Origin of the sequence: Dyella sp. (assembly GCF_036384435.1) — a bacterium.
Classification (GTDB): domain Bacteria; phylum Pseudomonadota; class Gammaproteobacteria; order Xanthomonadales; family Rhodanobacteraceae; genus GSA-30.
Genome location: NZ_DASVMI010000106.1, coordinates 1 through 11,337, shown reverse-complemented (window position 1 = coordinate 11,337; position 11,337 = coordinate 1). Strand labels below are relative to the sequence as shown.

The window sequence follows — 11,337 nt, the reverse complement described above, 5'->3', positions numbered from 1 at the left end:
TGTTCTGGTTGATCAGCTGGCTGAAGAACAGATTGACGATCAGGCGTGCCTCGGCCAGCTTGTTGGGCTGGATACCGATATAGATCGTCATGCGCTTCTTGCGCACGTCGGTAAGCAGGAAGTCGTCTTCGTTGGTGGCCGCATCCAGCACCGGGTTGATCCAGGCATTGAGCGGCTCCTTGAACGTACCCAGGATCGAGGCGAACGTCTCGTCGGCCTGCGACAGCATGTTGGCGAACGCCGAGCGGGCATTGGCCGAAAGGTAGGGCTCTTCGGACAGGCGCGTGTAGAGCTTCTTCAGGTCGCTGCCGTCGCCCGAAGACAGGCGGTAGACCTGGCCCAGCGTGGGTTTGCTGCGCAGCGCGACGGGAATATGGTGCTTCTCGTCGTGCTCCCATTTCTCGAACAGGTACAGCGTGAAGGCCATGAAGGCGTTGCGCGCCTGGCTGACCCAGAATTTCTGGTCGTCGGAGCCATCTGGATAAAGCATGGCCGAAATGCTCATCAGGTCAGACACGCGGAAGGCCGGGTCCTTGGACACATAGGTCAGCGGATTCCAGCGATGCGTGCGGCGATCTTCGGCGAAGGGGTTGAACAGGTAGATTTCCTGGCCCTGCGAGGCGCGCCAGCCGGAGGTGAGTTCGAAGTTTTCCTGCTTGATGTCCAGCACCACCATCGATTCCTGGTATTCAAGCAGGTTGGGAATGACCACGCCCACGCCCTTGCCCGAGCGGGTCGGGGCGGCCAGGATCACGAATTGCTGTCCGCTCAGGCGCACCAGCTTGCCGTGGAACTTGCCCACGATGATGCCATTGGCCGAATCCTTGAACATGCCGTTCCTGGACAGGTCGCCACTGTTGGCGAAGCGGGCGTCGCCGTGCATGGCCTGCTTCTTCGGGCGCAGGATGAAATAGGCGATCACCATCCACAGGATCACCGGGATGCCGAAGCCGAATATGCCGCTGAGCTTGATCTTGAGCACGTAGGGCTGCACTTCGGGCAGATCCAGGGCACGCGCATACGAAAAGTACGTGGTAAAGCCCACGTTGTCGCCGCCCAGTTTCAGTAGCACCAGGGTCAGCCACCCCGAGAAATAGTTGCCCGCCACCAGGGCGATGACCAGCAAGATGCCGGTCCAGGTCCACTTGGCCTTGCTCATGACTTCCCCATGTTTCTGTCGTTACTTGCCAGACTGCATTATTTCCCGGCGCGACACCCGCCGCCACCGGGATGAAAACCCTTGGTGCAAAACGGCATACCGATGCGGGCTGGCGAGATTTCGCCAGCCCGCATCGTTGCCTTCAAGGCCCTGTGTACTCCAGCAATGGTGACACGCTGGCTACATACCGCCTGGAGCCGCTTGCGGCTTGGCCTGTGCCTGTTGCTGGTTGTTCTGCAAGGCCTGGATATCCTTCTGCACCACTTGCAGGTCGCGTTGCAACTGCTGAAGGGCCTGGCCGCTCTGCTCGACGGGCGTATTGGCGGCCACTGCGGTGGACATCTGGCTGATCCGCTTCAGCGGCGAATTGAGCTCTCCCTGCACAGCGAAGATCTGCGAACGATCATCGCTCAGGTGCACGTGGTCGATACGCTCCAGGCCGTCCTTGATCGCCTTGACGCCCACGGCGGCGGCGATGTTGTGCGTGGTCTGGTCTTCGGGACGGTTGAACTGCTTGTCCAGCGCTGACACGTGCGTCAGTGCCTGGGTGATCACCGCCGCCTCAGGCCCCAGGGCCACGCCCGCGGCCAGGGTCAGCGTACGGCCGTTGATCAGTTTTTCTGGATGCTGGGCGATGTCCTTGGCCTCGGCCACCACGGCCTTGCCGGCATTCTTGAGCGATTCGCCGGTCTCCTTGAGTTTGTTCTCGACATTCTCCTTGAGCTTCTCGGCGCCCTCGACCACTTCCTTGCCTGCGTTCTTGAGCTTGTCCTCGACGTTGTCCTTGAGCTTTTCGGCCCCCTCGACCACCTTGTGGCCGATGTTCTCGAAGGCGTGTTCGAGCTTGTGCCAGCCATCGGAGATCTTGTGGCCCACTTCTTCCAGGCCATGCTTGACCTTCTGGATCTCCTCCTTGGCCAGGTCGTGCAGCGCGTGATAGGTCTGGGTCAGCTTCTCGGCGGCCTCGTGCTCGATCTTCTCCACGCCGTTGTAGATCGCCTTGGGAATCTCCCAGCCAGCCGAAAGCACCGTACGCACGTCCTTCACGTCGTCGCGGTAGCGGTCCACCGCCTGCTTGTTCTGCTCGTAGCGATCGGCGTTTTCCTGCGTCATGATGCCCGGCGACTGGCCATCGGGAATGAAATTGCCGATGGCGTGCGCTTGCAGGCTGCTGCCGGAAATGGGGTTGCGCAGGCTCAGCGCTCCGGTGTCGTTGTTGTATCCGGCCTTGTTCAGGCGCTGGATGTCCGCTTCGGTGGCATACGTGCGCACCTCGCCGAAGTGCGCGCTGGCCGCGCTGACCAGGTCGGTGGCCGCGACGTTGTCGATGATCTGGTTGCCGCCCTGGGGAACGTTCGTCAACAGGCCGGCAGCACCATAGGCGTTGAAGGTCTGACCGTGCAAGCCGTAGCGGGCGGCGGTCATTTCGGCCAGGGTGCCGCCGAGCGAATGCCCGGTCACGGTTACTTCCACCGGCTGGCCTGCGTTCTGCGATTCCTTTTTGGCTTCGTCCAGCACCTTCTGGGTGAACTTCATCGCGTCGCTGGCCTGCGCATTGACGCCGGTCAGCACCATGCCGGCATCGGCGATCAGGCCATCCTGGATCGGTTCGCGATCAAACTCGGTGCCGCGATGAGCGATGATGATCTCGCCATCGTCCATTCGCTTGTATGCGGTGGCCTGGTAGCCGGAGAGCGGATTATTGGCACTGTCGATCGCCTGGTATTTGACCCCGCCCAGGTCGATGACCTGGTTCAACTGCGGGTCCTGATAGGCGTTCTGCGCCAGCCGTGCGTAATCGGTAGCGGTCATCTGACTCATGGCGACACATCCTTGGCAACCAGCGTGATCGAGAAGATATCGGTGCGCGATTCAGGCTTGTAATAGGCCCGGTTGGGATTGCCCGAGACGGTGCGCGCATCGTCGCTGTCGCGGTAATCGCCTTCGGCGTAATAGCGCGTGGCCGGCTTCTGCTCGGCGATATCGTCGGCAAAAAGGCCAGGAGCAAACGTGACGTTGTGGTTCTTCAGCGTGGCCACCGCGCCAGTCACGTGCCAATGGCACACGCCCATGCCGTAATAATCCTCGTCCTGCATCAGGTCGGCATAGAACGCGCCCCGGTACTGGTGGTCATTGACGCGCTCGAACGTGATCGGCGGAAAGTGGCGTGGTGGTTTCTTGATCCGGTTGATCGGGTCCGAATCGGGCACGCATTCGGTATTGGTCACCTCGTATTGCACGAAACCGCTGACGGTATCGAACGGGCCGGGTGCGTCATCGATGGTCAGCGTCACTTCGTAACGCGCCTTTGGGTGTGGATTCTCTTTGATCTCGGGCATGTTCTTCGGGTTTCCATACGCGGCCTGTGCGAGCAGCAGCAGGCCAGACAATGTGAGATGGATCGGCGTCGCATGCGACCGCGAGGGCCGCACTGGCGCGTTCACGAGGATCCGCGGCGACGCGGCGGACCAGACAAACCTGCATGTTCCATGGCGATCTCCCCTTGTGTGACCAGACATCCAGAACTCGCTGGCGGGCATGCCGCGGCACCTTCCTGTACCGCCCGTCCGGCGAAGCGGCGCTTGCGCGCCATGTCATCCCTGCCTGCGTTCAGGCCGTGCCGCGCTGCGGCTGCGGTGCGGCCTGTGGTGCTCCTTGTTGCGCCTGCTGCTGCGCCTGGTGCCACTGCGCGCTGCTATGTTCAATCGGTGTGCGGGCCGCTTCGACGGTACGCACGTGACTGAGTTGCTTGAACGGTGAATTGAGCGCGCCCTGGATGGCATACGTATGCGAGGCGTCGGGGCTCAGGTGCACATGATCGATCTGCGCCAGCCCGTCACGGCGCGCCTGCACCGTGAGGGCGGCGGCGATGTTGTCGCTCTGGTAATCGGGCTTGCGCTGGTGCGCCAGGTCGATCTGGTGCACGCCATGCTGGGCCTGCTTGAACATCGCATGCCCAGGATGACCGCTCTCGTCGAGCCGCGGGCCGCTCGGTGGCGTCGACGGCGACCTCGGCATGTGGATCTGCGCGCTCTCGCGTGCGCGGCCGTGTTCTTCCTGCTGGATCGCACGCAGCGTGGCCGGGCCGGCCACGCCGTCCTCGGCCATGCCGTGTGCGCGCTGGAAGGCTTCCACGGCCTGGCGCGTGCGCGGGCCAAAATCACCATCGGCGCGCATCGCCAGCGGGGGCTGGCCTCCGTAGCCCAGTTCCAGCAGGTGCTTCTGCAACTGCTCCACCTGGGGGCCGCGGCTGCCCTCGCTCATCGTCTCGTGACCATGGGGCACTGCCTGCGGATCGGCATGGCCGTGCTGCGGTCGCGCCAGGGCGGGGTCGACTGGCGTCACGCCATGAGTCTGCTGGTGTTGGCGAACGAAGGCCTCGTAGCCATCCACATAAGGCATCACTTCGCGATGGGAAATGCCCAGGCCGCCGTATTCGCCGGTGGGGCCATCGTGGTGATACTTGTAGATGTACTCATCGCCCTGGCCGCGTGCTTGCGCCAAGGCGGCGTTGTCCTGGTACAACGCCACCAGCGCCTGTGCCTGATGCTCTACGTTGGTGCGGTTGGCACCGTCCAGGCCGTAGGCGGCAGCGGTGCGATCCACGAACTGGCCCAGGCCATAAGCCGATGTCGGGCCGGCGGCGGCGTCAGGATTGAAACCCGATTCCACCCGCGCGATCGCCAGCACTTCGGCGGTCTGGCGCGTATTCAGGCCGGCCCGTTCGGACGCGGCGATCAGCGTATCGATCACGCGCGACTGCACCTGTGCGCTGGCATCGCCCCACACATGCGACTGGCCGGCCAGGCGACCGGGCGTGTGGTCGATCGGCTGGTGGTAATGGCTGTACGACGCCACCTGGTCGTCGCGATACGCGGCGCCGCGGTGCTGAATCATGGAGTCGTAGATGTCGTTGCTGCCACCCATGCCGTCGTGCATCCCCTGGTAAAACCTGCCTGGTTAAAACCTTTATGACCGTGCCTTGCCAGGGCAGGGCGGCATTGGCGCCGCCTGCCGCACCGGCATGGTGCGCGTTCAGCCGAAGCGATTGTTCATCTGCTGAACCTGTATCACGTGCTGCATCGCCTCGCGATGCTCATGCCGCTGCTGGTGCATCTCCACGAAGTGCCCGTGTATCTCGGTTTGCAGCGCCTGTTGCTCCATCTGTTTCTTCCAGGCTTCCCACTGGCTGCTGCTTTCTTCCACCGGTAGATGCGAGGCATGGGCGGTGGGTACCTCGGCAACCTGCTTGAGCGGCGAGCTCATGTCGCCATGCACGGCGAACACGCGTGAAGCATCCTCGCTGAGCACGGCGTGGTGAATCTCCGGCAGCCCTTCGCGGCGTGCGGCCACCACCATGGCGGCGGCGAGCATTTCGCTGTGCGGGCCCGATTCGCGCTGCTGCCGGGTGTCCAGTGCCTGCACGGCCCCCAGGGCCTGGCGGAACATCGGGTTGTCCGGATGCGAGGGATCGTTGAGGTTCACGCGCGGGCGCGTCTCACTGGCCTCGTGAGTTGCGGCCTGGTGCAGCGCCCGCATCGTCGAAGCCGTGGCCACGCCATCGGCGGTGATGTTGCGGTCGCGCTGGAAATGGCGCAGCGCCTCGACGGTCAGCGGGCCAAACTCGCCATCCGCACGCAGCGGACCACCGGCATTGCGGCCGTAACCCAGGCGCGCCAGGCTGCCCTGCAAGCGACGCACGTCGTCACCGCGTGCGCCTTCGCGCAGCGTATTGCGATCGTCGTTGCGGTTGCCGGTCGCGCGCGCATCGCGTGCATCGGCGGCGCGCTCGGCTTCGGGCGTGGCCGCTGGCGTGCGTGCATCCTGCGGGCGTGCGTTGTCGCGCAGCCAGGGACGGCCGTGTAGCGGTTCGCGGCCCTGGAAGGCAGGCTTGGCGCGCAACGCGCCAACGATCTGGAAATCGCCGCCGTTCCAGTACTGGCCCGGAGCGGTACCGGTGGTGACCATGGCCGGGCCGGTCGAGGTCTGCGAGCCGTAGAACTGCATGTTGCCCTTGGCGTCATAGCCCTTGAAGATGCCCACGTGCTGGCCGTGGCTGCTGCGGAACATCACGATGTCGCCCGGTTGCAGCGACCCGTTGGGCTTGCGCGCATCCGCCGCGGAGATCACCTCGAAATGCTCCTTGGCATAGCCGGTGGCGCGGTTGCCTTCGAACAACTGGCCGGTGGTGAAAGGCGTGGTGCCCACGTTGTAGCCGGCATTGCGCAGGGCCCGCCATACCAGCGAGGAGCAATCCACACCCAGGCGGCCATCACCATCGATATCGCGTTCGTTGCGGCTGCCATCGGCGCGACCGTTCGGGGAACGGTTGGGCAACGAGGCATTGTTGCCGTATTCGTATTTACGCCCTTCGAGCGAAAAGTGGCGAATGCCTTCTTCAAGAATCTCGCGGCTCATAACGTCTCCATGTATTTCGTCATGCGCTAGATCAAATGCCGTTGGCGAACAACTCCAGGTCTTCCGTCCGGACCCAACCGGAAGCACAGTCGCCCACGACATTACCCTTGGCATCGCGATGGCAGGACACCCCTGTCCCTGGCACCAGCGATTCGATGGGGAGGTCACCCGGCCCGCCGCAGAGCTTGCGCCCCCTGCATGCCGCGACACTGCCCACCGTAATAGCCGTCACATAATACCACTGAACCTCCTGGTTGCCCTGTCTGGCGTCGGCGCTAACACAGACAAACTGCCGATTTTTGAGACGTGCAACCGGTTTGCCGCCGGCCGGGCGATCAAGCAGGGTCAGGCCCGGCGAATCTGTTTGAATATTCCCGTAAAGCCCATCCTGCGCGCAGCGCCGGGAGGGCGGGTCAGCGGTGATGTCGTAGTGCTGCCAACGACAGGTATAGGCCCACCCCGCATGCTGCTGGCTGCACTGCGCGCCGGCCAGATGGGCGACCTGGACGGGCAGGGCGCCCTGCGCAAACGCCGCCGAGGCCAGGCACAAGCTGAATGTGAAAGGCGCGATAAATCGCTGCATGGCAAGCCATGGGCCCGTACGGAGTCACCAATGATACCGAGCGGGCATTGGATTTTTGTTGCCATGCTGGCGTCGAAATGTGGCGCTTGAGCGCGCAGGTCCTCGATTCGACTCCTAAGCTTGCCTTGGCCCCCGGGGTGTCTGAGGGCTGGGGAGCGCTTGGAGTGGCTGTGTTCGGTGTTTATTGAATGCGTTGAGCGTAGCTGCAATCGGTGTAAACGACTTTGCAGTCGCCTGAGTTTTCACCGCATCTGCTCAGCGTGTGCCGTTTAGCTTCTTCTGCGGTCGCGGCACTAAAGTAAGAGCTCTTGGGATGCCCCCTGGCGATTGCGGCGCATGGGTTGTAGTAGGAGAGAGCTACATCGCAGTTAGTGCTGCCGTGAAGTCGGCAATCAGCCAATGCTTTCTCGATTGCCGCGTTCTTGCTGGGCATTGCGCTCGCAGTGCCTACGTCATTCGTCGCACTATCTACGGCAATTGCCCCCCCATCGATCTGCGTATACAGCACGCTGCTGCGGCGCTTGGTTTTGAAGTGCGCCACGGTCTCCCTGATACCGGGGCGATTCGGGGCGATCTTGAGGGATGCAGTTCGGATTGCCAGCCGATTGGACGCCAGGCGCGCATTGGCCGAGCGCTATCGCAGACATCAGATAGCAAATCAAGGCGAACACGGATTGCTTCATGCAAAACACGCCTCACAAAAGAAAATGGATAGCAAATGCTACCCGTTTTCTGATCAATGCATTTCAAGGTTACTGAACGCGCTCTGCGTAGCTACAGTCTGTGTAGACGATTTTGCAATCACCTGAGTTTTTGCTGCATCTGCTCAGAGCATGCTGTTTAGCTTCTTCTGCGGTCGCGGCACTAAAGTAAGAACTTTTGGGATGTCCCCAAGCAATTGCGGCGCATTGATTGTGGTAGGAGAGAGCTACGTCGCAGCTAGTACTGCCGTGAAGTTGGCAATCAGACATTGCTTTCTCGATTGCCGCGTTCTTACTGGGCATTGCGCTCGCAGTGCCTACGTCATTCGTTGAACTATCTACAGCAATTGCCCCCCATCGATCTGCGTATACTGCACGCTGCTGCGGCGCTTGGTTTTGAAGTGCGCCACGGTCTCCCTGATATCGGGGCGATCTTGAGGGATGCAGTTCGGATTGCCAGCCGATTGGACGCCAGGCGCGCATTGGCCGAGCGCTATCGCAGAGGCCAGATGGGAAATCAAAGCAAATGCGGAGTACTTCATGCAAAACACATCTACCGAACTCCAGAAGCATATTGTTTCCATGCAGTGGAGCGCGTGATTGCCGCAATTCCGGTTAACAGCGGGGAGATCGGTCGAGGTTTGCTATTCATTATTATGATTGCTTCTCTGGATAAGTCCCCAGGCGACAGAGATGACTTATTTTATACGTTGCGCGTATGAACAATCCGAATAGATGATTTTACACTCGGCTCCTGAGCTTCCTGATGCGCACCCGTTCAGGGATTTTTTTTCGGCATCGTTTTTGTAAGCAGCAGTTGTCGTTGAATGATAGGTTTTTGACCAAGCCACGGCGACGCATTGATTGTAATAGGTGGCTGCTACGGAGCAGCTTTTACTGCCGGTCTGGGTGCAATTATCCATCGCTTCGCCGACTGCATCGGATTTCGAAGTGTGATCGACAGAAACTCCAATTTGACCGGAGTGGTTATCAATGACCACAGCGCCCCAACGGTCAGCATAGACTTGAGCCGGCTGTGTTGACTGATTGCCAAGAGCTCCTCTGTCGCCTTGATATATCGGAGATTCTTGCCGATCTTGAGGGATGCAACTTGGATTTCCAGCAGATTGAACACCTGGGGCGCATTGGCCCCAGGCAAAATCAGAAGCAAAACACAGAATCATGAAAAGCGAGAGATAGTGTCTTTTTAGGTCCACAGCTGCTTGTCCGAGCCTGTCTTGGTTGTGTCCTGGGGTGCAGGCGCTGGCGCTTGGCCACTATGACGGCCAGCATTTACCTGAGGAGTAGATCCAGAATCATTCGAATTGTTGTTTTGAGTGCTGCTTGAATTCGGACTCGGCGGCCCACCCATAGCCGCCGGGCGGTTGCCTTCCGCACGCTGGCCGGTGCTGTAGCGGCCGACCTGGCCGAACGACGAGCTGGCGGCGAAGCTGGCGAGGGTGCCCTGGAAGAACGACGCGGCCATCGGCGGCGCCATCACGATCAGAGTGGACAGCAGCAGGCCCAGGCCACCTTGCTGCATGGCCATGCTGTTGATGCCTTCCATCTGCGTACTCGATCCCGAGGCCAGCGCCATGAGGTACTTGGCGCCGAACGCAAGCGTCACCGCCGCGACCATGCGCATCGCGATATCCACCATGACGCTTAGTACCGCCAATGAGAACATCGTACCTATGCCGTAGAAGAGCCATTTGCTGAAAAGCGATTGCGTCTGAGGAAATAGCAGACACAGGATGAACAATGGCCCAAAGCCGATGAACAGCGCCAGGGCGATCTTGTTGAGCAGCAACATGGAGCCGGCCACCACGCCCGGGCCGGCAATGCCGATGCCGGTGAACCACATGGCGCGGTCCTTGGCATCACCCATCTTTTGATCGTTGCCGGGATTGAGCGTATCGATCATCGCCATGGCCGCTTCCATCGCCATGAGGTTGTCATCGATGTCCTGGAACACGCTCTTGTTGGAGCCGGTAACCGCCGAGACGATGGTGCCGGAAAGCCCGTCGGTCACGGTGAAGAACATGCCCGAGGAGCCGGCCGCCATGCTGGTGGCCAGGCCAATGATCAGGCCGCCGCGCAGGGCGCCCACCACCAGGCCCATCATCGGCTCGCGGGATTGGCCCGTGACGATGCGATAGCCCTGGATGAGGATCCACAACGTCAGCAGGATCAGCGCCGCACTACCGATCATCAAGGTGATGCGCTGGAGCAGCGACCACTGGAAGATGTCGATTTCCTTGCGCAAAAAGTCATTGATCGTGGCGAAGAACACGAAATTCGTGGCTCCGGTCACGTCAATCAACGCTGTCGGTGCAGCTCCAAACCCACTTCCTAGTAAGGCACCCATACTTCTTCCTCTATGCTCTGGCGGCGGCGGTCATGCGTTCGCAGGCGTGATGATTAGAAACCGTTGCTGTCGGTGATGCTCAGCGTCTTCATGCCGCTCGGCTCGGACGACTGCGCCGCGCTGAGTGCACCCTTCAGCACCACGCCGCTGACGACCGAACTGGCCATGGAGCCCAGGTCGAAGCCGCCAATGCTCCAACTGGAAGCCTTCGGCTCACCGCTCATGGCTGCCTTGGCATCCTGGGCGAGCTGGTTTTCCAGCCAGTGAATGCGCGACTGATAGGCATTCATGGTGGTCTGCATCTGCTGCTGGTCCAGATCCATCAGGGCGCGCAGCGTTTCGAGCTTGTTGGTGTTTTCCTCGATCTTGCCGTACTGGTCTTCGGTGAGCGCGTTACGCTCCTGGATCAGCTTGGTAAGAATGTCGTTGCGATCCTTGGTGTTTTTGTACATCACGACCATGTACAGGTACTGGGCCTGTTCGGTCTTGACCAGTTCCTGGCATTCGGATTTCTGCACGTCAGCGTATTTGTTGCATTGGTTGTCGACGCTGCTGTCGCCGTAGGTCATGGTGGTATCCCAGGCCTGCTTGGGGTCTTCCACGCGCTTGCCGAAGGCATCGTCCGTACCGCCAACGCCGGTACCCTTGCCCGCGATCTTCAACTGGTTGTTGATGTTCTTGGTATTGGTATCGATGTTCTTGGTGTTGGTATCGATGTTGCTGGCGCTGGACTTGATGTCCCCCGTGTTGCTTCCGACCGTCTGGTCCTGCACGGCAACCTGTGCGTGCACGGCCGGCACGGCCAGGCACAGCAGGGCGATCAGGCCCAGGGCACGGAGCGAGGCACTACGCAGCGGGGACTGCAAAGCCTGTTTCAAGAAGATGTTGTTCATGATGGTTGTCATCCTCAGGTAGTTCGAATTACATCGACGCCGAACGCGCGGGGCGCGCTTCGGAGTTGGTGGCCTGGCGTTTGCCACTGCCCTTGCGGTTGTCGTAGAAGTCCTGAAGCCACTGTTCGGGCTTGAGGTCATCGACCTTGATGCCGAGGTTGGCGGCCTTGGCATCGAGGATTTCGTGCATGATCTCGATGTTGTCGGTGGAGGCG

At 60.9% G+C, this 11,337-nt stretch carries 13 protein-coding genes; 1 reads left to right on the top strand and 12 read right to left on the bottom strand.

The window, feature by feature from the left end:
- The 8 genes from VF436_RS10545 to VF436_RS21705 form a co-directional block, all read right to left on the bottom strand.
- On the bottom strand, positions 1–1,159 hold a 1,159-nt coding region (locus VF436_RS10545), incomplete at its 3' end, for a type IV secretory system conjugative DNA transfer family protein (RefSeq protein WP_330903977.1).
- Between the two features lie 180 nt (positions 1,160–1,339).
- Positions 1,340–2,980 carry an XVIPCD domain-containing protein gene (locus VF436_RS10540; protein WP_330903976.1) on the bottom strand — a complete coding sequence of 547 codons (1,641 nt, stop codon included), beginning with the start codon at positions 2,978–2,980 and terminating at the stop codon, positions 1,340–1,342.
- On the bottom strand, positions 2,977–3,498 hold the full coding sequence (locus VF436_RS10535; protein ID WP_330903975.1) for a hypothetical protein: 522 nt from the start codon (positions 3,496–3,498) through the stop codon (positions 2,977–2,979). The genes VF436_RS10540 and VF436_RS10535 overlap by 4 nt, the downstream gene beginning before the upstream one ends.
- 271 nt (positions 3,499–3,769) lie before the next feature.
- The gene (locus VF436_RS10530) at positions 3,770–5,086 is read right to left on the bottom strand and encodes an XVIPCD domain-containing protein (RefSeq protein ID WP_330903974.1); all 1,317 of its coding nucleotides are present in this window, start codon (positions 5,084–5,086) and stop codon (positions 3,770–3,772) included.
- A gap of 108 nt (positions 5,087–5,194) precedes the next feature.
- The gene (locus VF436_RS10525; protein ID WP_330903973.1) at positions 5,195–6,577 is read right to left on the bottom strand and encodes an XVIPCD domain-containing protein; all 1,383 of its coding nucleotides are present in this window, start codon (positions 6,575–6,577) and stop codon (positions 5,195–5,197) included.
- 31 nt (positions 6,578–6,608) lie between these two features.
- Positions 6,609–7,160, bottom strand: a complete 552-nt coding sequence (locus VF436_RS10520) for a hypothetical protein (protein WP_330903972.1) — start codon at positions 7,158–7,160, stop codon at positions 6,609–6,611.
- 181 nt (positions 7,161–7,341) lie between these two features.
- On the bottom strand, positions 7,342–7,668 hold the full coding sequence (locus VF436_RS21710; RefSeq protein WP_414649839.1) for a DUF4189 domain-containing protein: 327 nt from the start codon (positions 7,666–7,668) through the stop codon (positions 7,342–7,344).
- A 244-nt stretch (positions 7,669–7,912) separates the two neighbouring features.
- Positions 7,913–8,164 carry a DUF4189 domain-containing protein gene (locus VF436_RS21705; protein ID WP_414649838.1) on the bottom strand — a complete coding sequence of 84 codons (252 nt, stop codon included), beginning with the start codon at positions 8,162–8,164 and terminating at the stop codon, positions 7,913–7,915.
- Positions 8,165–8,190: 26 nt separating this feature from the next.
- Between VF436_RS21705 and VF436_RS10515 the strand changes: the two genes are divergently transcribed.
- Positions 8,191–8,583, top strand: a complete 393-nt coding sequence (locus tag VF436_RS10515) for a hypothetical protein (protein WP_330903971.1) — start codon at positions 8,191–8,193, stop codon at positions 8,581–8,583.
- Here the strand turns inward: VF436_RS10515 and VF436_RS21700 are convergent.
- From VF436_RS21700 to VF436_RS10500, 4 genes are all read right to left on the bottom strand, one after another.
- Positions 8,560–9,045 carry a DUF4189 domain-containing protein gene (locus tag VF436_RS21700; protein ID WP_414649837.1) on the bottom strand — a complete coding sequence of 162 codons (486 nt, stop codon included), beginning with the start codon at positions 9,043–9,045 and terminating at the stop codon, positions 8,560–8,562. The genes VF436_RS10515 and VF436_RS21700 overlap by 24 nt on opposite strands.
- A 23-nt stretch (positions 9,046–9,068) precedes the next feature.
- Complete coding sequence (locus tag VF436_RS10510) at positions 9,069–10,229, bottom strand: type IV secretion system protein (protein WP_330903970.1); 1,161 nt, start codon at positions 10,227–10,229, stop codon at positions 9,069–9,071.
- 53 nt (positions 10,230–10,282) lie between these two features.
- Positions 10,283–11,122 carry a hypothetical protein gene (locus tag VF436_RS10505; RefSeq protein ID WP_330903969.1) on the bottom strand — a complete coding sequence of 280 codons (840 nt, stop codon included), beginning with the start codon at positions 11,120–11,122 and terminating at the stop codon, positions 10,283–10,285.
- A 28-nt stretch (positions 11,123–11,150) separates the two neighbouring features.
- Positions 11,151–11,337, bottom strand: a 187-nt coding sequence (locus VF436_RS10500; protein ID WP_330903968.1) for a hypothetical protein, incomplete at its 5' end; no start/stop codon positions are given.